Source organism: Micropepsis pineolensis (assembly GCF_055392125.1).
This window is the reverse complement of the sequence record NZ_AP042408.1, coordinates 1,495,034-1,516,733: the sequence shown is the minus strand read 5'-3', so window position 1 is coordinate 1,516,733 and position 21,700 is coordinate 1,495,034. Positions and strand designations below refer to the sequence as shown.

General features: G+C 59.9%; 15 protein-coding genes, 2 tRNA genes and 1 pseudogene. 12 read left to right on the top strand and 6 right to left on the bottom strand.

Annotated elements, in window-relative coordinates:
* Window positions 1–38 precede the first annotated feature (38 nt).
* From ACZ5RI_RS06800 to ACZ5RI_RS06775, 6 genes are all read left to right on the top strand, one after another.
* Window positions 39–114, top strand: a tRNA-Ala gene (locus ACZ5RI_RS06800).
* A 67-nt stretch (window positions 115–181) separates the two neighbouring features.
* Window positions 182–257 (top strand) — tRNA-Ala (locus tag ACZ5RI_RS06795).
* Between the two features lie 155 nt (window positions 258–412).
* Entirely contained in the window at window positions 413–787 is a 375-nt protein-coding gene (locus ACZ5RI_RS06790) for a CidA/LrgA family protein (RefSeq protein ID WP_464515352.1), read from the top strand.
* A complete protein-coding gene (locus tag ACZ5RI_RS06785; protein ID WP_464515351.1) occupies window positions 784–1,554 on the top strand; it encodes an LrgB family protein in 771 nt (256 codons plus the stop codon). Before ACZ5RI_RS06790 ends, ACZ5RI_RS06785 begins: the two co-directional genes overlap by 4 nt.
* Before the next feature lie 375 nt (window positions 1,555–1,929).
* Window positions 1,930–3,366 (top strand): GMC oxidoreductase, encoded by a 1,437-nt coding sequence (locus ACZ5RI_RS06780; RefSeq protein WP_464515350.1) that lies wholly within the window; start codon window positions 1,930–1,932, stop codon window positions 3,364–3,366.
* Entirely contained in the window at window positions 3,363–3,725 is a 363-nt protein-coding gene (locus ACZ5RI_RS06775; RefSeq protein WP_464515349.1) for a hypothetical protein, read from the top strand. The genes ACZ5RI_RS06780 and ACZ5RI_RS06775 overlap by 4 nt, the downstream gene beginning before the upstream one ends.
* An 83-nt stretch (window positions 3,726–3,808) precedes the next feature.
* Here ACZ5RI_RS06775 and ACZ5RI_RS06770 read toward each other — a convergent pair whose 3' ends face one another.
* From ACZ5RI_RS06770 to ACZ5RI_RS06755, 4 genes are all read right to left on the bottom strand, one after another.
* Window positions 3,809–4,972, bottom strand: coding sequence for a divergent polysaccharide deacetylase family protein (locus ACZ5RI_RS06770; RefSeq protein WP_464515348.1), 1,164 nt, complete (start codon window positions 4,970–4,972; stop codon window positions 3,809–3,811).
* A gap of 146 nt (window positions 4,973–5,118) precedes the next feature.
* Window positions 5,119–6,123, bottom strand: a complete 1,005-nt coding sequence (locus ACZ5RI_RS06765; protein ID WP_464515347.1) for a phospholipase C/P1 nuclease family protein — start codon at window positions 6,121–6,123, stop codon at window positions 5,119–5,121.
* A 131-nt stretch (window positions 6,124–6,254) separates the two neighbouring features.
* On the bottom strand, window positions 6,255–8,798 hold the full coding sequence (locus ACZ5RI_RS06760; RefSeq protein WP_464515346.1) for a TonB-dependent receptor: 2,544 nt from the start codon (window positions 8,796–8,798) through the stop codon (window positions 6,255–6,257).
* 443 nt (window positions 8,799–9,241) lie between these two features.
* Entirely contained in the window at window positions 9,242–10,066 is an 825-nt protein-coding gene (locus ACZ5RI_RS06755) for a purine-nucleoside phosphorylase (protein ID WP_464515345.1), read from the bottom strand.
* A 91-nt stretch (window positions 10,067–10,157) separates the two neighbouring features.
* Between ACZ5RI_RS06755 and ACZ5RI_RS06750 the strand changes: the two genes are divergently transcribed.
* Both ACZ5RI_RS06750 and ACZ5RI_RS06745 read left to right on the top strand, forming a co-directional pair.
* A complete protein-coding gene (locus ACZ5RI_RS06750; RefSeq protein WP_464515344.1) occupies window positions 10,158–11,366 on the top strand; it encodes a phosphopentomutase in 1,209 nt (402 codons plus the stop codon).
* A 5-nt stretch (window positions 11,367–11,371) separates the two neighbouring features.
* Complete coding sequence (locus ACZ5RI_RS06745; RefSeq protein ID WP_464515343.1) at window positions 11,372–12,829, top strand: AMP nucleosidase; 1,458 nt, start codon at window positions 11,372–11,374, stop codon at window positions 12,827–12,829.
* Between the two features lie 143 nt (window positions 12,830–12,972).
* Here ACZ5RI_RS06745 and deoA read toward each other — a convergent pair whose 3' ends face one another.
* On the bottom strand, window positions 12,973–14,280 hold the full coding sequence (gene deoA, locus ACZ5RI_RS06740) for a thymidine phosphorylase (RefSeq protein ID WP_464515342.1): 1,308 nt from the start codon (window positions 14,278–14,280) through the stop codon (window positions 12,973–12,975).
* A gap of 275 nt (window positions 14,281–14,555) precedes the next feature.
* Here deoA and ACZ5RI_RS06735 point away from each other — a divergent pair, with 275 nt between their 5' ends.
* Window positions 14,556–15,461, top strand: coding sequence for an AEC family transporter (locus ACZ5RI_RS06735; protein ID WP_464515341.1), 906 nt, complete (start codon window positions 14,556–14,558; stop codon window positions 15,459–15,461).
* 130 nt (window positions 15,462–15,591) lie between these two features.
* Here ACZ5RI_RS06735 and ACZ5RI_RS06730 read toward each other — a convergent pair.
* Window positions 15,592–16,869: pseudogene (locus tag ACZ5RI_RS06730) on the bottom strand (malic enzyme-like NAD(P)-binding protein); the annotation flags it as partial.
* Between the two features lie 161 nt (window positions 16,870–17,030).
* Between ACZ5RI_RS06730 and mutS the strand changes: the two are divergent.
* The 3 genes from mutS to leuC all read left to right on the top strand — a co-directional run bounded on the left by mutS (window position 17,031) and on the right by leuC (window position 21,692).
* Window positions 17,031–19,640, top strand: a complete 2,610-nt coding sequence (gene mutS / locus ACZ5RI_RS06725) for a DNA mismatch repair protein MutS (protein ID WP_464515340.1) — start codon at window positions 17,031–17,033, stop codon at window positions 19,638–19,640.
* 57 nt (window positions 19,641–19,697) lie between these two features.
* Entirely contained in the window at window positions 19,698–20,159 is a 462-nt protein-coding gene (locus ACZ5RI_RS06720) for a universal stress protein (protein ID WP_464515339.1), read from the top strand.
* Window positions 20,160–20,297: 138 nt separating this feature from the next.
* Window positions 20,298–21,692, top strand: a complete 1,395-nt coding sequence (gene leuC / locus ACZ5RI_RS06715; protein WP_464515338.1) for a 3-isopropylmalate dehydratase large subunit — start codon at window positions 20,298–20,300, stop codon at window positions 21,690–21,692.
* Window positions 21,693–21,700: the final 8 nt, after the last annotated feature.

The following is a 21,700-nucleotide window of genomic DNA, read 5'->3' as shown; positions in this document are numbered from 1 at the left end:
CACCCGCTTCGATTCTTCCAGCATCGAAGTGGTACAATGGGGCTATAGCTCAGCTGGGAGAGCGCCTGCATGGCATGCAGGAGGTCAGCGGTTCGATCCCGCTTAGCTCCACCAAATTTCCCGGTTGTTAACCGGATGCAGAAAAAAATACGGTACACCAGAGCCGTGTTTTATGGATAACGGGGCTATAGCTCAGCTGGGAGAGCGCCTGCATGGCATGCAGGAGGTCAGCGGTTCGATCCCGCTTAGCTCCACCATCCCTCCCTCACCCATCTGTAATATCCTGCACATCGATGTGAACCGCGCCAGCCTGTTAAGGTCTTGACGTATTGGCGCGTGCTATACCATATGGAATGTAGGAGAAGGCACAAACTGCCAGGGTGAGAGGATAAAAATCCTCTTACGTTATAAAATGAAACTCGTTACATCTTTTGCTATTTTACTATTGTTTCAGTTGATTGGTACAACGATTCAACAAACCTTTTCTTTGGTGGTACCCGGTGCTGTCATTGGAATGGTACTTTTATTCGCGGTTCTCGTGTTACGGCGTCATGTTCCCAGAAGGCTTGACTGGACGTCACAGGGATTGCTGCACTACATGCCGATCCTGTTTGTTCCCGCCGGTGTCGGCGTTATGCAGGAATTTGGCCTGATCGCCAAGGAATGGCTGCCGATCTCAGCCTCCATCATCATATCCAGCGCCGCCACCATCGCCTTCACCGGCATCGTGATGCAGATCTGCCTGCGGTACTTTGGTAAGAAGCCAGCCGAAGGAAAGCTGCCATGAACGAAGTTCAACTTGGTTTGAGCCAGGTTCACCTGGGCGTTGATGGCGTGCAACATGCCTGGGTCTTTCTGGCGACCACCCCGCTGGCCAATCTGACGCTGACGCTGTTTGCCTATATTGCAGCAGAATACCTCTCGGAAAAAACCGGTCGCCATCCGCTGGCCAGCCCGGTTCTGATCGCCATTGCGCTGATCGTTATCGTACTGCTGCTGACCCATACCAACTATCACACCTATTTCGCGGGGGCGCAGTTCGTCCACTTCCTGCTGGGCCCGGCCACGGTGGCGCTCGCCATCCCGCTGTACCATGCCTACAACCATATCCGCAGTGCCCTGGTCTCAATTGCCATTTCGCTGATCTCCGGCAGTCTGTTTGCGGCGGCCAGTTCGGTTATTATCGCCAAGCTTTGTGGTGCAGACAGCATCCTGATGTTATCCTTGGCACCGAAGTCAGCCACGACCCCAATTGCCATCGGCATTTCGGGCACCATCGGCGGTTCAACGGCGCTGACGGCAATTTTCGTGGTGCTGACCGGCATTCTGGGGGCGATGTTCTCGACCGGGGTGCTGAACCTGGTCAAGGTCACTGACTTTCGTGCCCGCGGCCTTGCCACCGGGCTGACCGCCCATGGCCTTGGTACGGCACACAAAATGCGCATCAACAAACTAGCCGGGGCCTTTGCCGGTCTGGCCATGGGGCTGAACGCCCTGGCCACCGCAATCCTGGTGCCGCTGGTCATTCCGTACATGGTCCGCTGGATCGCCTGACGTCCAATAGCTGCCGCCTCAACCGGCGGATTATTGGTCAAAAGGAAACCGTTTCGTAAAACACCCTGATTACCGTAAAATACTTCGGCCAGACCAAAATCTGGCCGGCGTTTTTACAAAATGTCCGCAAGCACAGTGTTTCAAAACAAGCCGACAGACCACATGCATCGGCCAGGTTAAGAAAATAACAATGTCGTCATGTTGTGGACCACAGGGCGCACCGGACAGGATTTCGGCTTGTACTCAGAGCCAGTTTCCGACAAGAAGAGCGCGCATGGCAAACACCGTGCAACAGATTGACAAGAAAGGCACTTGTAGTTGAGCGGTTTCATCGACGCCCGCACTATGCCCTCGGGACATGTAGTGGAATCCGACTTGGCCATCGTTGGCGGCGGCCCGGCGGGAATTTCGCTGGCGCTGCTTCTGGCTGACGCCCCGATCAATGTTGTGCTGCTGGAAAGCGGCAATATGGAATTCGACGAGAAGACCCAGGCGCTATACCAGGGCAAGATCGTCGATGCCGATTATCAGCCGCTGGATGCGGTGCGTTTGCGCTATCTCGGCGGTTCGTCGAATCATTGGGGTGGCTGGAGCCGCCCGCTGGATGAGGCGGACTTCCTCAAGCGCGACTGGATGCCCTATTCCGGCTGGCCGATCACCCGCAAAGACCTGATGCCCTATTTCGCCAAGGCCCAGTCGCTGGCCGAGGCAGGCCCCTATCTTTATGACGGGGTTAAGAAATCCCTGCCCGAACAGGAAGTGACCTTAGGCGCCGGTGGCGTTGACACACGCTGGTTCCAGTTCAGCAAAATGCGTGGCGATGTTCTGCCGACCCATTTTGGCGAACGCTATGCCGGCGATCTCAAGCATATCCGTCGGCTGAAAACCTTCCTCAACGCCAATGTCACCAAGATGCACCTGGCCGCCGATGGCAGCCGGCTGGAGCGGCTGGATGTCGCCACCCTGAACGGCAAGCGGTTCACCGTCAAAGCCAAATATGTCGTGGTGGCGCTGGGCGGCATTGAAAATCCGCGCCTGCTGCTGGCGTCTAACGATGTGCATAAGCAGGGTATCGGCAATCAGAACGATATGGTCGGCCGCTTTTTTGCCGATCACCCGGTGCCGCGCGATGTCGGCACGCTGGTGCTGTTCGATGGCCGCCTGCCGCATTATTACCTCGATACCCAGACCATCCGCGGCATTGTCATGCGCGCCTCGTTTACGCCGCGCGAATCCTATCGCCTGCAGCATCCGGTGATGGGCTCGCAGACCACCGTCGAATACAAAGAAGAACTCGACGGTGTTGGCAAAGCTGCGGTCACCGCCACGGCTTCGGCGCTGGGCGTGAATGCCGATCATGCGGTGGCCTTCTCGCTCGGCTGCGGGCTGGAACCGCTGCCCGATCCCGAACGGCGCCTGACACTGGATGCCCCGCGTGATGCCGTTGGGATGCCGCGGCTCAAGCTGCATATGCGCATTCCGGATGTCGATTTTGAAAATTACCGCAAGACGCTGGCCGAGCTGGGCCGCCAGCTGCTGGTCTCGCGCGTTGGTATGTTGCGGCTGAACCTTAAGGAACGGCGCCAGTGGCTCGATGGCCTGAGCTGGGGCAACCACCATATGGGCACAACCCGGATGCATACCGACCCCAAGCAAGGCGTGGTCGATGCCGATCTGAAGGTCCACGGCTTACCCAATCTGTATATTGCTGGCAGCTCGGTGTTCCCCACCTATGGCGCCTCGAACCCCACGGTCAACCTTCTGGCCCTGACCGTGCGCCTGGCCGAGCATCTTAAGGGGAAGTTTAAATGAATAAAAAACTGACCCGGCGGGCCGTAATGGCGGGTGCGGCGGTGGTTGTTGTCGGTGCGCTGGCGGTCGAAGGCCCGCGCCTGCTGCGCAAGCGCCACGCCCCCAGCCCCTATGACGATCTTCTGGCCCTGCTTGACGACCGCGATGCCGGGGCCCAGATCGGCGAGGCCGTTCTGGCCGGTCAAAAGACCTTTAATGCCGCCGCCACTGCCGCCACCGCCCGCCACCGCCTGAAAGGCCAGAAGCTGGCCGATCTGTCGGTCGCCGAAGCGGAGCATGGTCAGGTGGTTGAAATCAGCGGCTGGGTCATTCCCGAAACCCTGTCGATGCTTTACGCCCTCGCCGCCAAGGCGGGCTAGTGATATCGCTTTTCGCCCAAGCCGGAAGCCTACGCTCTGGCGGGCGGCTGCGGGGCGGCCTTACGGACGGCGCACGTCGGGCGCTAACGCGATGACATGTCTTTGGCTTGATCCGACTGCGCGATTGCGCCGGTTTCATGCTCGGTCTTCATGCGGATGGCATCGCGAATCCGCACCAGACGGAACCCTTTTAAATTCGCGCACCAGCGCTCCAGAATACTGAGCGTCACATCGTGGGGGTGGCCAATGGCCAGCGCAATGCCGCGCACCCGCGCCACCCGTTCAAGCTGGGCCAGTTCTGCGGTCACTTCGGCGGCAGTCTGGGTATCGTCGAGGAAAATATCGCGGCCCGCGCTGGGCAGACCGTAAGAGCGCGCCATGGATGCGGCTTGCGAACGCGGCGATGTCACCGAATCGTAGAAGAAAACATGGCGCTCCTGCAGCGCCTGCATCACCGGGGCCAAAGCCTCGCGCGACAGGGTGAACCGGCTGCCCATGTGATTATTGACGCCGACAAAGCCCGGCACCCGCGCCAGCGCCCAATCTAGGCGGCGGACATTCTCGCCCGCCGACTGCGCCACGGTCAGCGCATTCGGACCGGGATCAATGCCGCTGATTGCCTGCATCGGCAGATGAACCATGACATCATGACCCGCCGCCCCAGCATCGCGCGCCAGCTGCGGCGTTGATGCGGCATAGGGCAGGAAGGACAGCGCCACCTCGGGCGGCAATGCCAAAGCCCGTTTGGTGCGCGCCACATCAGGACCAAGATCGTCGATGACGATGGCAATGGCCGGAATCCCGGGCAAGGGCGGGCGCGCCACAGCAGGAACCGATCGCATCACCGGCGGATGCGCCTCCTCATACGGCACCGAAGATGCCACCGGCACATTGGCCGGCACCGGCGCGGTGGCGGATGCCTGCACCAGAGCCTGACGATTGGCTTCCAGCCAGGACGGCACATCATGAATGGCAACCGCAGATGCCGTGACGGGGGATGAAAGTGCAGTGTCGGAATTCGGCAGCGCCATCAACACGCGGCCGTCGCTGTTTTTTGCACTGGCTTCCGCGGCCAGCAGCCCATTAGGCAGCACACTGCCCAGCAGCCCAAGCCCCGCCGCCGCCCCCTGCCAGCCCAAAATCAGCGACAAGACAAGCACAAACCAGAACGCGCCCTCGGCCGTGCGAAAGGTGCAGGCGGACAGCGTTCTTTGCGGCAGGACGCGAATCATCGGTAACCGGGACATAAGCATGTACTGCCCGGATGGCAGATTCTGTCAATGTTTTTGTAAGAAAGACCGAAGCGGAAACAAACAGGGCGCGGCCCCAAAGGGATTTACCGCGCCCCGAAGTGAATCATTAAAGTTGTTCAGATATTTCAGTCGTTTTCGGCTCAGTCATTTTTGGGTGGCACGGCCTTGCCTGCCTCGATATCGGCAATGGCAATTTCGGGCCAGCCGATCTTGGCTTTGGCGCTGTCATGCCAGGCCATGGTGACAAGATCGCGCAGCTCGCCAGCACCACGGGCGATCTGACGGGCGGTAAAATCGACACCCGGATCGGTCTGCGCTTTAAACGCACCGGTCTTTTCAAGCTGATAGAGCGGCACCACCTGCCCCGCCGTTCCGATCAGGAACATACCGGCGCAGCGCAGGATCGGATCACTGCACGTGTGCGGCGCAGGCAGGCGCTGGGTCACCGCGGCCTCGGTGACATAATCGTGGACATAGCTGCTTTCAAATGGTCCGTGGACGTGATCCTCAGTGTACTGATCCGGATTGGGGAAATTCCCCCAGCCATTGAAGTGCACCGAAGCATGCAGCGGCTGGCTGGCATCGCCGATGAAATGCGACCAGTAGCCCAGATCCTGCAGCAGGATTTTTTCACGGCGCTCCTGTTCCACCGCAAAACTCTTTTTCGCCGCAGCGACCTTAGCGAATTTTCCACCTGCCACCGCCGCGCGCCAATAGGCGAAATCCTTGACCAGCAACTGATAGCCCTCGGCCATGGCATAGGGCAGATACCCCGCGTCATATTGGGTATGACCATGGGCCCGCAGTGCGGTGTCATAGGCATCACGGGTTGGCGGCAATGCGACCAGCGCCGGACCGCCAAAAACGGTCAGATCATCGCTGACGTCAACAAAGTGGCCGGGATCATGATCTTTATCGCGGGCCTCACCGGCACCCTTCTGCCGGTCGGCTTCGGGGGCGAGATAGGCAACGAAGCTTTGCGCCGCCGGGGCGCGCACAAACGCCGGTACATCAGACGGCAGCGCGCGCATACCAACCGCCGCCACCATGCGGTGGCCATCCGCCCCCCAGCCAAATGCCGGGCCAACGATCATTGCCACCCCGACAACTGTAACGGCAGCGTGCCATCCCATCCGTATACGCATTGAAACCTCATCAGGTGCAGAAATTGCCGGTGCAGTTTGCCCCATTGCCGCGGGCAGAACAAACGCAACCTCATAAAAAAAGACCGGCCGGAGGAATTCCCCCGACCGGCCCCTTTTGGAACTTAAAAATCTCAGTACTTCGCGATGAGCGTAACCGAGATGGTCCGCAGCGCGCTGGGATTGAGGTACGGCGCCGAGGTGCAGCCCGACTTCGCCGCGTTATAGCAAGACGCGGTGCTGATGCTGCCGTAATAATGGCGGTTGAACAGGTTGTCGACGTTAAGGCGGATCGACGAACCGGTCATGCCGATGCTGTCCAGTTCATAGGTCGTGTCGAGGTTGGCGACGAAATAGCCCGGCACGTGCGAATTGACGTTGTCGTCGGTGGCGAAACGACGGCCGACATACTGGCCTTCGAAACCAAACTTGGCCCCGGCAAACGGCGAATACTGCAGACGGCCGGCAAAGGTCCAGTTCGGCACTTCAGCAATCTGCTTACCGCCGGTGTAGGCATACAGGATCGAAGTCTTGCCGCCCGTTGTCGCCGTACCCACCGTGATATCCGACAGGATACGGGCCGAGGTGTAAGACCCCGAACCATAGACCCACAGATCATTGGTCAGCGAATAGCCCAGATCGAAGTCGACACCGGCATAGTTGACGCCCGGCACGCTGTGATAGGTGCTGACACCGGCATCCTGATCATAAGACGAGATCAGGCGGTTCTTGGCCTGGGTGTTCCACAGTGAAATCGACCCTTTGAGATCCTCGCCCAGATAGCGATAGCCAATGGTGTAGGAGGTCGAGGTTTCCGGCTTGCTCTTGTTGATCGCGCTATAGCTCGCCACCGAGCTGGTCGCGCTGTCGACCGAACCGGTCGAGGCATAGAGCGAGTCGGTCTGCGGCGCCGCCATTTCCTGCGTGTAAGCGATGAAGAACTGATGTTCTTTACCCAGCGGCATGAAGGTCGCGCCCAGATGCGGCAGGAAGCGGTTATAGCTCAGCGCACCATATTGCGGCGCGATGTACTTGGTCGAGGTGCCGACCGACGCGAAGGTCACCGTGCCATCATCGGCCTTGGCGCTGGGCGTTTCGGTGGTGCACAATACCGTCGAGCTCTTGATCTGGGTGTAGCAATTCTGGTCAAGCTGACGCTCGAAGAACGGCATACGCGCGCCCAGGCTGAGCTGCACCATATCGTCGAGCCAGTTGCCTTCGTAATCGAACGACGCCTGATTGAGGATCGCGTGCGAAGTACGGTCACGCTTGCGAATATCGGTGCCATCGGCGGACACGACCTGATGGTCCGCATCATCCCAACCACCGAAAACGCTGTACGGACCGTTGGTGCCGATACGCGAATACTGGCCGGTCTGGCGATGGACGCCATAATCCAGCGTATAGGCCATGCGCAGGGTCTGGCCATCGGCGATGGCATAGATCAGCGAGGTGTTGAAGCCCCAGCGGCGGGTGTTGGTGTTGCTCGGGCTATAAACCCGCACGGTATCAAGAATATCGCCGTCACCGTTAAGGTCGCAGCCGCCATTGGCGCCAGAGATGCAGCCAAACGGCGTCACCGTCGCGGTCGAGGCCGTCTTGGAATAGGTCCCGGTCGAGCCAACCATCTGGGCGCTGTGCTCACTGATGGTCGAGGAACCGCCGCCATTGGCCAGCGTGTACTGGACGTTGCCGTCAACCGTCAGGGTCAGGTCTTTGGTCAGATGCCACAAGGACGACAAACGGGCATTGGCGGTATCCGACGGGTTGATGCGCAGCTTGTACCAGTTGGTGCAGCTGTCAGCCGCATCGGCCTTACCCGTCGTCACCGAAGCCGCGGTGCAGCTCGACTGGTAATCGCCCGAATCCTTCCAGTCGTCCTTATTGACGCCGCCACCATAATAATAGGGGCTGTAGTAGGAGTTGTTGCGGTTGCGGTTGTAATGCATCGCAAAATTGACCCAGCCAACCGAGCCCATATCCTGATAGACGTCGAAGTTGAGCTGGCTCTTGCGCAGCTGCCCCGGGCCCTTGAACTTGTCATAATCGGAATAGGAACCGGTCAGATAGGCGCGGGTGTTGTAGGGGCCGAAATCACCGGTATCGAGCTTGGCGAAATAGCGCTGATAGTCATAGGTGCCATAGGACGCCTCGCCCAGCACACCGAAAGCTTCATCCGGACGAACCGACTGAATGCCGATCGAACCACCGGTCACGGCGGCGGTCGGGCTGTCAACGTCGGTGGTGCCCTGGTTGATGCTGACGCGGCCGGTCACTTCCGGATCGATCATCTGGTTGGTGTAGACGGCGTAATTGCCGGTGTCGTTGAGCGGCAGGCCGTCCAGCGTCAGCGAAATATGGTTGCCCGACTGGCCATGCATGCGGATGTTACCGCCCGATGTGCCATAGGGGTCATTGTTGGTGAAGGTGAAGCCCGGCAGCATGTTCAGGCTCTGGAACACGGTCTGCCCAGGGGTCTGCGTCGCAATGAAGTCCTGCGTAATGGTGGACATCTGCTTGGACACCGGTGTGGACGAAGACAATCCACTTAAGTTGACGCGGGTGCCCGACACGATGACCGTTTCAAGTTCCTGCGAACCGGTCGATTGAGCCAGAGCAGGCATCGCGCTGAGCACGAGCGGACAGGCGCCAATCAATAGGGCCTTCATCAAACGCATTGTATTTTCCCCTTCAAAGGTTCGTTGAAATGACGAAAGGCGCCGTGCTCATCGCGCGGCGCCACCTTTTGCTGTTTTACGTGTGTTGGTACGACTGGTTAAACCAGGTGAGCTTCGACGTTCGGTTGTGACATAGCGGCAACGCCGCACACTGTACGTTCAAAGTCATATCCCCCGCCCGGCATCGCCCCCCGACAACCCAACGCCTTCAAACATACTGTTCAAACGCTACGGTCTACTCGGCGGGCCGATGCTGTCGTCAAAGCCCTGATTTCCGGTACTCCTAACGGCGTTGTAACAAAGTTTCATGACAATGCCGTCTCCCAAAAGCCACAGAGGGAATTTTCTGCACTGCAAACAAACGAAAAATCACAGGTTTCTCGGCACTTGGCTCGATTTGCACAAAATTTACGCACTAAACCACGTGCACTGCACAATAAATGTTATGTCATCTCTTTGTAAAGTTGCATTAATATCTTTTCAACCGATTTGTACGCCGCTGCGGCCGCTGACAGTGTCTGCTGGTGGCTGAGCGGCTCGGCCGCCAGCCCGGCGGCCAGATTGGTGATCAGCGACAAACCAGCCACCCGGATGCCGCAATGGCGCGCCGCCAGACATTCCGGCACGGTCGACATGCCCACCGCATCGGCCCCCAGCCTGCCGAACATGCGCACTTCTGCCGGGGTTTCGAAATTGGGTCCGGTGGTGAACAGATAGACCCCGGTCTGCAGCGGCACCCCCGCGCGGGCCGCCGCATGTTGCAACCGGGCCAGCAGTGCCGGATCATAGGCCGCCGACATATCAAAGAAGCGCGGCCCGATGCTGTCGTCATTGGGCCCGATCAGCGGATTGACGCCGGAAAAATTGATATGGTCGCTGATCGCCATCAGGCTGCCCGCTGGCAGATCGGGGCGCAGCCCCCCGGCGGCGTTTGTTAAAAGAAGAGTCTCGACACCCAGCGCCCGTAAAATGCGGATTGGGGTGGCGATGGTCTGGGCGGCATGGCCCTCATAGGCATGGATGCGCCCCTGCAGCACCACCACCGCCCGCCCCTCAAGCGTGCCGACAATCAGATTGCCCGCGTGCCCGGCCACGCCCGAGCGGGAAAAACCGGGAACGTCGCCATAGGAAATGGTAACCGCTTCGGCGATATGTTCGGCAAAGCCCCCCAGCCCACTGCCCAGCATCAGGGCATGGCGGGGGAAAACACCCGGCACCCGTGCACGGATCGCGGCGGCCCCTTCGGTAATGATATCCGTCTGGCTCATGGCCGGTCTCCTGTGTTCTGCGGGTAAGATGGACAAAGCGGGGGCAGGTGGAACATTATAGTCATTCAAACTTGTAAGGAGTGCCCCAGTATTGCGTGCAATCGTCAGCGTCCTCGATTCCTTCGGTATCGGTCAAGCCCCGGACGCCGGGCGTTTCGGTGATGTCGGTGCCAACACCTATGGCCATATCGCAGCGGCCTGCGCCAGCGGCAAGATTTCCCGTGCCGGCCGCACCGGCCCGCTTCACCTGCCCCACCTGACGGCGTTGGGTCTGGCGCTGGCCGCCCATGATGCCGATGCCACCGTCCCGGCGATCCAGCCGGAAAAACTGATCGGCCGTTATGGCCACGCCGCCGAACAAAGCAAGGGTAAAGACACCCCCAGCGGCCATTGGGAGATGATGGGTTTCCCGGTCATGAGTGACTGGGGCTATTTCCCCAAAACCGTACCAACCTTCCCGGCGGAACTGACCGATGCCTTTATCCGTGCGGCAGACCTGCCCGGCATATTGGGCGACTGCCATGCCTCGGGCACCGAGATTCTGGACCGTTTCGGCGAGGAGCATATCCGTACCGGCAAGCCGATTTGCTACACCTCGGCCGATTCCGTGTTTCAGATTGCAGCGCATGAAAGCCATTTCGGCCTCGAACGGCTGTATGCGATCTGCGACATCGCCCGCAAGCTGGTCGATCCCTATAATATAGGGCGTGTCATTGCCCGCCCCTTCCTCGGCGACGCGGCTGGCCACTTCACCCGCACCGCGAACCGGCACGACATCGCCACCCCGCCCGAGCGCGACACCCTGCTGGATGTCGCCAAAAAGGCGGGGCGCGAGGTGATCGGCATCGGCAAGATCTCGGACATCTTCGCCGGGTGTGGCATCACCCAGTCGCACAAGGCGGCGGGCAACATGAAGCTGTTCGACGCCACGCTGGACGCGGTGAAAACCGCCCCGGATGGCGCCATTGTCTTTGCCAATTTCGTCGATTTCGACCAGTCCTTCGGCCACCGCCGCGACGTGGCGGGCTATGCCCAGGCGCTGGAGGAATTCGACGCCCGCCTGCCGGAATTGTTCGCCCTGCTGCAGCCGGGCGACATTGCGCTGTTCACCGCCGACCACGGTTGCGACCCAACCTTTGCCGGCACCGACCATACCCGCGAATTTGTCCCTGTACTGGCCTGTGGGCCGGATCTGACACCCGGCCCGATCGGCCGTCGTGAAAGTTTCGCGGATATCGCCCAAACTCTGGCCCAGCATCTTGCCCTGCCGATCATGCCGGCAGGCACTTCTTTTCTGTGAGAACCATGACCGACACCCAGACCTTTGACGAATCCTTCGCTACCCGACTGGAACTGATGCCGACGCCGGAAGCCGCCTTTGCCCGGTTGTGCACGCTCTATGACGAAGCCATTGCCACCATCGCGCAGAATTTTCAGTCCTTCGCGGTGGACAGCACCCTGCCGCAGGACCATCCGACCTATCCCTACCTCTGCATCGATGTTGCCTATGGCGACGAGTTGGCTTCGACCAGCCTGGCCTTTGGCCGCGTCACCCATCAGGGCCGCTATGGCACCACCATCACCGCCCCGGCGCTGTTCCGCCATTACCTTTTAGAGCAGATGACGCTGCTGGCCCGCAATTATGACATCAGGATCTATGTCGGTCACAGCCGCACCCCGATCCCGCTGACCTTCGCGGTCGAGCGTTCGGCGGCCCAGATGCGCTGGCACCAGCGCCGTAAGCTGGCCGAGCATTTCCCGCTGCCCAAGCTGGATACCGATTATGACGATCTGGTCGATGGCGGCCTGTGGAAGTCGGACGAACCTATGCCGCTGTCGCTGTTCTCGGCCGAGCGGATCGACTTGTCGTTGCATCGCCTGCGCCACTACACCGGCACGTCACCCGAGCATTTTCAGGACTTCGTGCTGTTCACCAACTACCAGCGCTACATCGACGAATTCATCACCTATGCCCGTGGCGAGATCGAAGCGGGCCGTGCCGAAGCCTTTGTCGAACCCGGCGGACACATCACCCGCAAGGGCGATATCCCACCGCCGCCCTTGGCCAAATTACCCCAGATGCCAGCCTATCATCTGGTGCAAAATGGCAGCGACGGAATCACCCTGGTTAACATCGGCGTCGGCCCCTCCAACGCCAAAACCGTCACCGATCATCTGGCGGTGCTGCGCCCCCATGTCTGGCTGATGGTCGGTCATTGCGGTGGCTTGCGCGACAGCCAGCGGCTCGGCGACTACGTCCTGGCCCACGCCTATTTGCGCGACGATCAGGTGCTGGACGAGATGCTGCCAGTCGAAATCCCGATACCCTCTATAGCTGAAGTACAGGTCGCACTCGCGCAGGCGGTGAATGAAATCGATGGTGCCAACGGCCATCTGCTGAAGGAGCGTCTGCGCACCGGCACGGTAGTAACCACCGATGACCGCAACTGGGAGTTACGCTTCGCCCATCAGGCCCGACGCTTCAACCAGTCCCGCGCCATCGCCATTGATATGGAGTCGGCGACCATTGCTGCGAATGGTTATCGCTTCCGGGTACCCTATGGAACGCTGCTCTGCGTATCGGATCGCCCACTGCATGGTGAAATAAAATTACCAGGTATGGCCGATGCGTTTTACGAAGAGCGCGTTGCGCAACATTTACGCATAGGCATTCGCGCGCTGGAGTTGCTGCGCGAGGGGGCCCATGCTGGCTCGCTGCACTCACGCAAGCTGCGCAGCTTCACGGAACCCGCCTTCCGTTAGGATAAAAATCCTTACCGGCAAAAAGCCGGATTTCTGCGGTTTGACAAAAAGCCTGATTGAAACTGAGCGGTTTCAATCAGGCTTTTCTTTCGCTCAAATTCGCTCATCCGTCATAGAAAAAGGCGGATTCCTGCGGTATTTCCTTATCCGACCCGGCTGTAGATCAGCGGGCGGGCATCCGGTGCGGCCTCGCTGACCACCATAGCGGCCCGCAAGGTGCGTTCCGCCCCCTCGGCCTCGGCCTCGGTCCGGGCATGAATCCGGGCCAGCACGGTGTCTTTTTCGAGCCTGGTGCCCACCGCCGCCACATCCGTCAGACCAACGGCCAGATCGATGGCATCTTCGGTCTTGCGACGCCCCCCACCCAGCTCGACCACCGCCACACCCACGGAACGGGCATCCATCGAGGCGATATAGCCCGTGTTACCAGCGGTAACAATACGCTCGACCGGGGCTACGGGCAGGTACGTTTCCGCCCGCTCCAGAAAGTCTGCCGGGCCACCCAGCGCCGCAACCATCTTCGAGAAGGTTTCGGCCGCCTTACCACCGTCCAAAGCCGCCAGCGCCCGTTTCTGGCCCTGTTCCGGGCTTTCGGCCAGCCCACCCAAGGCCAGCATCTCACCCGCCAGGGCGATGGTCACATCATGTAGACGATGATCGCGGCCCGGCTTAGCCCGCAGGTAATCGACAGCCTCACGCACCTCGAGGGCGTTACCGGCGGTGGTGCCCAGCACCTCGTTCATGTCGGTAATCAGCGCCGAAGTCCGCAAACCTGCGCCAGAGGCTATTTTTACAATTGAATCAGCAAGTTGCTCAGCGTCATTAACACTCTGCATAAAAGCACCGCTGCCAACCTTCACATCCATCGCCAAACCCTGCAGCCCGGCAGCCAGCTTTTTCGACAGGATCGAGGCGGAAATCAGCGGAATCGACTCCACCGTCGCGGTCACATCCCGCACGGCGTAGAAGCGTTTATCGGCCGGGGCTAAGTCACCGGTCTGCCCAATGATGGCACAGCCAACATCCCGCACCACCGCGGTCAGCAGCTTAGGATCGGGGGCGGAATTGTAGCCCGGAATGGCAGCCAGCTTGTCCAGCGTGCCACCGGTATGGCCCAAGCCCCGGCCCGAAATCATCGGCACATAGCCGCCGCAGGCCGCCACAATCGGCGCCAGCATCAGACTGACCTTGTCGCCCACCCCGCCGGTAGAATGCTTGTCGAGAATGGGGCCGAAATCCCAGACCATCACCCGGCCAGAATGGGTCATGGCGCGGGTCAGCGCCACACGTTCCGCCATGGTAAGCCCTTGAAAGAAAACCGCCATGGCGAAGGAGGAGATCTGCGCCTCGCTTACCGTGCCGTCGGTAATCCCACGGACAAAGAAGCCAATTTCGTCTTCGCTTAAAACCGCGCCATCGCGCTTTTTGCGGATGATTTCCTGGGGCAGCATACACATCTCCTGACGTCAAAACCCGGACTCGGGGCCGGGCACGCTGTTAAACGAATTTTGGCAAAATGGGAAATGGCCAAAACAGATTATGGCATTTACAAAAACGCATGAAGCGGGCTGGCTAAGCCATTGTTCTGTTTCCGTGCTTTTCAGAACAGACCCGGCATCAGACCAACACAAGCGGCCGGGCACCCGTATAACTGCCTTATTTTTGCCACATGGTATACCCATGCCGGTACCGAACCAGCAATAAACTTGCTTAAAAGGTGTATATTTTGGGCGCTATCGTCACCAATCAAATACTCATTCTCACTCTTTTGATGGTCATCGGCGTGGTTTTGCGAAAAGTTCGCATTCTTACCGATGAGCTGATTTCGGGGCTGACCCGACTGCTGCTCGAGCTGACCATGCCATGCCTGATCCTCTACTCCTTCAACCTGCCCTTCTCACCCGCCATGCTGGCCAGTGCCGGGGCGGTACTGCTCTACTCGTTCACGATACATCTTGGGTTGATACTGATTGGAATGCTCGCCTACTGCCGTTTCAAGCCAGCCACCCGTCACGTGTTCCAGTTCTCAACAGTGTTTTCAAACTGTGGTTTTGTTGGATACCCTGTCGCGCAGGGCGTGTTTGGCAGTATCGGGGTGTTCTACACCTCGATCTTCACCATCCCGTTCAACATCCTGATGTGGTCGTACGGCGTCCTGCTCTTTACAGGCGAACGCAACCTGAAATCTATGCTGCGCAATCTAATCAACGCACCGACGATTGCCATCATCGTCGGCTTTTTGATGTTTGTTTTTTCGGTCCAGCTCCCCCGCCCGGTGCTGCAGACCCTGAGCATGGCAGGGGGCATGACCACCCCGATTTCGATGTTCATCATTGGGGCCCTGCTGGCCGATGTCGCCCTCAAAGACGTACTGCGTGGCTGGGACATTTATTACATGTCGACGCTCAAATTACTCGTCGCCCCGCTGCTGTGTTATGGCGGCCTGCGGCTGATCCAGGCCGACAAAACCATAACCTACCTGTGCGTGTTATTGGTGGCGATGCCAACCGCAAGCATGGTCGGCATTCTGGCCGAGAAATATCATGGCGATAAAACCGCCGCCTCGCGCGCGGCGTTCCTGACCACCATCCTGTCGGTGGTGACAATCCCGCTGCTGCTCAGCCACCTGTAAACAGAACCCGCTGGAAAGAAAAATGGGGCGCGAAATGCCACCGACATCCGCGCCCCAGAACCATAGGGATACTTAAAAGCGATTAGCGGTGCGCCCAGGTCTTATCCTGAGCATCGATCACCGCCGTAAGCCGCTTAGACAACGCCGCCTTATAAGCGTCGAAATCGGCAATCGGCTTTTTGGCCACGCCGCAATCCATCGCCGACTTGGCCACGGCTGCGGAAACCTCACAGATCAGACGCGGATCGAACGGGGCCGGAATGATATATTCCGGGCCGAAGCTCATCTTCTTGCCATAGGCCTTTTCGACCTCGATCGGGACTTCCTTGCGGGCCAGGTTGGCGATGGCATACACCGCGGCGACTTTCATCTCCTCGGTGATGGCGGTGGCGCGCACATCGAGCGCCCCGCGGAAGATGTAGGGGAAGCCGAGCACATTATTGACCTGGTTGGGATAATCGCTGCGGCCAGTGGCCACGATGGCGTCAGGACAGGCGGCATGGGCCTCTTCCGGGGTAATCTCCGGATCGGGGTTGGCCATGGCGAAGATGATCGGCTTCTTGGCCATGCCCTTGACCATTTCCTGGGTCACTGCACCCTTGGCCGACAGACCAAAGAACAGATCGGCACCCTGCAGGGCCTCCTCCAGCGTGCGGGCGTTGGTTTCGACCGCATGCCGCTCTTTCCATTCGTTCATGCCCGAGGTGCGGCCCTTGTAGATCACGCCCTTGGTATCGCACAGGATGGCGCTTTCGTTGGGCAGGCCCATTTTCTTGAGCAGCTCGAGGCAGGCGATACCGGCAGCACCGGCACCATTGACCACCACCTTAATATCCTGAAGCTTGCGGCCGGTCAGATGCAGTGCATTGACCACGCCCGCCGACGAAATGATCGCCGTGCCGTGCTGATCGTCATGGAAAACCGGGATCGTCATCATTTCACGCAGGCGCTTTTCGATGACGAAGCAATCCGGGCCTTTGATGTCTTCCAGATTGATGCCGCCGAAAGTGGGCCCGAGGTACTTGACCGAATTGATAAATTCCTCGATGTCGGTGGTGTCGACTTCGATATCAATCGTGTCGACGTCGGCAAAGCGCTTGAACAGCACCGCCTTGCCTTCCATCACCGGCTTGGAGGCCAGCGCCCCCAGATTGCCCAAACCAAGAATGGCGGTACCGTTTGAAATCACGGCAACCAGATTGCCTTTCGCCGTGTAATCGAACACTGTGTCAGGATCGGCCGCAATGGCACGAACCGGCGCGGCAACACCCGGCGAATAGGCTAGAGACAGATCGCGTTGCGTCTGCATCGGTTTGGTCGGCGTGATCGAAATCTTGCCCGCCTGACCAATGGTGTGAAACGTCAGTGCAGCTTCGTCCAACGGGGACTTACAAACAGAATCGTTCATTTTTGGTTTCCTGCATATGTTTATATTTCTTTGCCCCCAGATTATCAGTTTAAACTGGCTTTGTACGGCCACAGACAGCGACCCAAAGACGCGCATACGGTTAAGTTCAAGTCATGATTGAAAAACAGGCATATCCGTCCATCCCTGAGGGGGTAACCCCGATGATGGCGCAGTATCTTGAAATTAAAGCCCAAAATGACGGCTACCTGCTGTTCTATCGCATGGGCGATTTCTACGAGTTGTTCTTTGACGATGCTGTGCGCGCGTCCGAGGCCCTCGACATTGCGCTGACCAAGCGCGGCAAGCATCTGGGTGAAGACATCCCAATGTGCGGGGTGCCGATTCACACCGCCGAACAATATCTGGAAAAGCTGATCCGTAAAGGATTTCGGGTGGCGATCGGCGAACAGGTCGAAGACCCGGCGGAAGCCAAGAAACGCGGCGCCAAATCTGTGGTCAAACGCGAGGTGGTCCGTCTGGTCACCCCCGGCACCCTGACCGAGGAAGCACTGCTCGAACCCTCCAAGGCCAACATTCTGACGGCGCTCGGCCGGGTCGGCGGCCAGATTGCCCTGGCCTCTGCCGACATGTCGACCGGCGCCTTTCAGGTCGCCACGCTCGATACCGCCGATCTGGCGGTGGAACTGGCGCGCATCAGCCCCAGCGAGCTGCTGGTGCCCGACGATATGGCCGACAGTAAAGACCTGCCCGCCGCCACGCGCGATATTCAGACCGTGCTGCCGGGGATCAAGTTTGATTCCGGGGCCGGGGAACGGGCGCTTAAAGCCTATTATAAGGTAGCCGAGCTGGCGGGTTTTGGTGCCTTCAGCCGGGCCGAGCTGTCGGCGGCCGGGGCGCTGATCGCCTATCTCGAGCTGACGCAGAAGGGCAAGATGCCCGCGCTGTCGCCATTATCGCGCGAAGCCTCCAACGCCTATATGGCGATTGACGCGGCGACCCGGCGCAACCTCGAACTGACCCAAACGCTGGGTGGCGAGAAAAAGGGTAGCCTGCTGTCGGTCATCGACCGTACCAAAACCGCCGCGGGGGCCCGCCTGATTGCGGCACGTCTGGCCGCCCCACTGACCGACCCGGCGACGATTACCGGGCGGCAGGATGCGGTGGGCTTTTTCCTCGCCGAAAGTGAGATCCGCGCCGATGCCCGCAAGTTTCTGGCCGAGGCGCCGGATATCGCCCGCGCACAGGCCCGTCTGTCGGTCGGTCGTGGCGGCCCGCGTGATCTGACCGCGCTGTTGGGCGGCATCAATGCGGCCCGGGCCTTACGCGAACGTTTAAGCGAAGTCCGTGCCCCCGGCGAGGCTGGGGCCGCCGAACTGGTGCTGGTCGATGCGCTGGCGGGGCTGGCCAATTTGGCCGAAAAGCTTGGCCGCCTTCTGGTCGAGGAACCGCCCTTCTACGCCCATGATGGCGGCTTCATCAAAGCGGGTGCGCACGAACCACTCGACGAAGTGCGGTCGCTACGCGACGAATCCCGCCGCGTTATCGCCACGATGGAAACGCGCTATCGTGACGAAACCGGCATCCCGCTCAAGATCAAACATAATGGTGTGCTGGGCTACTTCATCGAGGTTTCGCCCAACCACGCCGATGCCCTGATGACCAACGCCGCCTATCGCCACCGCCAGACCATGGCGGGTGCGGTGCGCTTTTCGACCGACGAGCTGTCAACGCTGGCCAACCGCATCAGTCAGGCCGCCGATCAGGCCGTGGCGATTGAACAGGAACTGTTCGCCGACATGGTGCGCGAAGCTTTGGGGCTGAGCGGACAGTTGTCGCACACCGCTGACGCTCTGGCGGTGATGGATGTGGCGGCAGGGCTGGCCGAACTGGCGGCCAGCGGCCACCATGTCCGCCCGCAGGTCGATGCCAGCCGGGCCTTTGCCATTGTGCGGGGCCGCCACCCGGTGGTGGAAGCCTCGCTGTCTGCCGCCCATACCGGTTTTGTGCCCAATGATTGCGACCTGGCGACCGACAAGCGGTTATGGCTGGTCACCGGCCCCAACATGGCCGGTAAATCGACCTTCCTGCGCCAGAACGCCCTGATTGCGATCATGGCCCAGATGGGGGCTTTTGTACCGGCTGAAAGCGCCCATATCGGCGTGGTTGACCGGTTGTTCAGCCGCGTCGGCGCGGGTGACGATCTGGCTGCGGGCCGCTCGACCTTCATGGTCGAGATGGTCGAAACCGCCGCCATTCTCAATCAGGCCACGCCCAAGAGTCTGGTCATTCTGGACGAGATCGGCCGCGGCACCGCCACCTATGACGGTCTGGCCATCGCCTGGTCGACGGCGGAACATCTGTGCGTCAAGAACAAGTCGCGCGCGCTGTTTGCCACCCATTATCACGAAATGACGGCGCTGGCTGAACGGCTGCCCGCCATTGCCCCGGTTACCATGCGGGTGCGCGAATGGAACGATAGCATTGTCTTCCTGCACGAGGTGGTGCCGGGGGTGGCCGACCGCTCCTATGGTATTCACGTTGCCAAGCTGGCGGGGCTGCCCGAAGACGTCGTGGTGCGCGCCCGCGAGATCCTCGCCTCGCTCGAAGAGGGCCGCGAGGGCCATAACCCGCTGGCAAAAATAGACGATCTGCCGCTGTTCGCCAGTTTGAGCACACCCGCCCCCAAAAAGGCAGTCAGGAAAAGCGCCGTGATCGAAGCCATGCGGGCCATCGACCCCGATGCACTTTCACCCAAGGCGGCGCTGGAAGAACTCTACCGCCTGCGCGAATTGTTAAAGGGCGAGGAGTAACCCCCTCGCTTAAAGCCCCCCCTTGCCCATCGCCCCCGCCGATGTCAGGGTTGCACCATGAGCCAGCGCACCCGCAAGTTTCTGGTGGTGGTTGACCGCAGCCCGGAATGCCGGGTGGCGGTGCGCTATGCCGCACGCCGCGCCCTGCATACCGAGGGGCGGGTCAGTCTGCTGTGTGTCAGCGATCTGGCCGACTATCAGCAATGGGCCGGCGTCGGCGAACTGATGCGCGATGAAGCCCGGGCCGAAGCGGAAAAGCAGGTCTGGCAGGCTGCGCGCCAGATCAACGAACTGACGGGCATTGTCAGCGAAATCATTCTGGCCGAGGGCCAGACCAGAAAAGTGCTGTTCGATCTGATCCGCACCGACAAGGATATTTCGATCCTGGTGCTGGCCGCATCAAGCGACAAAGAAGGCCCTGGCCCGCTGGTCGGTCTGGTCGGGCTGGCCCTGCAACCGATCCCCGTCACCATTGTGCCCGGCAATCTGACCGACGCTGAAGTCGATAACCTAAGTTAAGCCGACGCAGCGGGATAAAGCGCGACACCCTCGCAAAAACTACCGAAAATAGAAAACTGTCAGCGCTTTGAAATTAAGTTTGCCTTGCACCCCAGCCACATATGGTGTTGTTTCACGGCGCTATACCAAGGTGAGATTATGGGTAAGACTCTTTACGACAAGATCTGGGACGCGCATCTGGTGCACGAAGCGCCGGGTGAATCGAGCATCATCTATATCGACCGCCACCTCATTCACGAGGTAACCAGCCCGCAGGCCTTTGAAGGGCTTCGCGTGGCCGGGCGCAAGATTCGCCGCCCCGAGCTTACCCTTGCGGTGGTTGACCATAATGTGCCGACCAAGGACCGTGACAAGCCGATCGAAGATCCGCAGTCGCGCGACCAGATCGCCGCGCTGGATAAGAACGCCGCCGAATTCGGCATTGAATATTATGCCATGGACGACAAGCGTCAGGGCGTCTGCCACATCGTCGGGCCGGAACAGGGCTGGACCCTGCCGGGTGTCACCATGGTGTGCGGCGACTCGCACACATCGACCCATGGCGCTTTCGGCGCGCTGGCATTCGGCATTGGCACCTCGGAAGTCGAGCATGTGCTGGCGACCCAGACACTGCTCAGCCCGAAATCCAAAAACATGCGCGTCAATGTTAAGGGCACGCTTGGCACCGGCGTCACCGCCAAGGATCTGGCGCTGGCCATCATTGCCAAGATTGGCACCGCTGGCGGCACTGGCTATGTCATCGAATATGCCGGTGAAGCGGTCGAGGCTTTGTCGATGGAAGGGCGCATGACACTGTGCAACCTGACCATCGAAGGCGGCGCCCGTTCCGGCCTGATCGCGCCGGACGAGACCACATTCGAATACATCGAAGGCCGCAACAAGGCCCCCAAGGGCGATGACTGGTTCAAGGCCCTCAATTACTGGCGCACGCTGAAGTCTGACCCGGATGCGCATTTTGATCTGGAGATCGAGATCGACGCCACGGCCATTGCCCCGATGGTGACATGGGGCACATCGCCGGAGCAGGGTTTGCCGATCACGGCAAGCGTGCCCAATCCGGCCGATCTGCCGGAAGACAAACGCGCCGGGGCCGAACGCGCACTGGGCTATATGGATTTCACGCCCGGCACGGCGCTGGACGGCATCAAGATCGACCGCGTTTTCATCGGCTCGTGCACCAACGGGCGCATTGAAGATTTGCGCGCCGCCGCCGCCATCGCCAGGGGCCGCAAGGTTGCCGCCCACGTCAATGCTATGGTGGTGCCGGGTTCGGGGCTGGTCAAAGAACAGGCCGAAGCCGAAGGGCTCGACAAGATCTTTATCGAAGCCGGGTTTGAGTGGCGCGATCCGGGCTGCTCGATGTGCTTGGCGATGAACCCGGACAAGCTTGCACCGGGTGAGCATTGCGCATCGACCTCGAACCGCAATTTTGAAGGCCGTCAGGGCCGCGGCGGGCGCACCCACCTCGTCTCTCCTGCTATGGCCGCGGCGGCTGCCGTGACCGGGCATCTGACGGATGTGCGAAAGCTGTAAGGCTCTAG

Bases quoted from the DNA above. Each gene is read 5' to 3' on its own strand.
- ACZ5RI_RS06765 (WP_464515347.1), bottom strand. From the start codon at position 6,123: ATGCGTATACGGATGGGATGGCACGCTGCCGTTACAGTTGTCGGGGTG.
- ACZ5RI_RS06745 (WP_464515343.1), top strand. From the start codon at position 11,372: ATGACCGACACCCAGACCTTTGACGAATCCTTCGCTACCCGACTGGAA.
- ACZ5RI_RS06720 (WP_464515339.1), top strand. From the start codon at position 19,698: ATGAGCCAGCGCACCCGCAAGTTTCTGGTGGTGGTTGACCGCAGCCCG.
- mutS (WP_464515340.1), top strand. From the start codon at position 17,031: ATGATGGCGCAGTATCTTGAAATTAAAGCCCAAAATGACGGCTACCTG.
- ACZ5RI_RS06760 (WP_464515346.1), bottom strand. From the start codon at position 8,798: ATGCGTTTGATGAAGGCCCTATTGATTGGCGCCTGTCCGCTCGTGCTC.
- ACZ5RI_RS06790 (WP_464515352.1), top strand. From the start codon at position 413: ATGAAACTCGTTACATCTTTTGCTATTTTACTATTGTTTCAGTTGATT.
- ACZ5RI_RS06785 (WP_464515351.1), top strand. From the start codon at position 784: ATGAACGAAGTTCAACTTGGTTTGAGCCAGGTTCACCTGGGCGTTGAT.
- ACZ5RI_RS06770 (WP_464515348.1), bottom strand. From the start codon at position 4,972: ATGTCCCGGTTACCGATGATTCGCGTCCTGCCGCAAAGAACGCTGTCC.
- ACZ5RI_RS06755 (WP_464515345.1), bottom strand. From the start codon at position 10,066: ATGAGCCAGACGGATATCATTACCGAAGGGGCCGCCGCGATCCGTGCA.
- leuC (WP_464515338.1), top strand. From the start codon at position 20,298: ATGGGTAAGACTCTTTACGACAAGATCTGGGACGCGCATCTGGTGCAC.
- ACZ5RI_RS06775 (WP_464515349.1), top strand. From the start codon at position 3,363: ATGAATAAAAAACTGACCCGGCGGGCCGTAATGGCGGGTGCGGCGGTG.
- deoA (WP_464515342.1), bottom strand. From the start codon at position 14,280: ATGCTGCCCCAGGAAATCATCCGCAAAAAGCGCGATGGCGCGGTTTTA.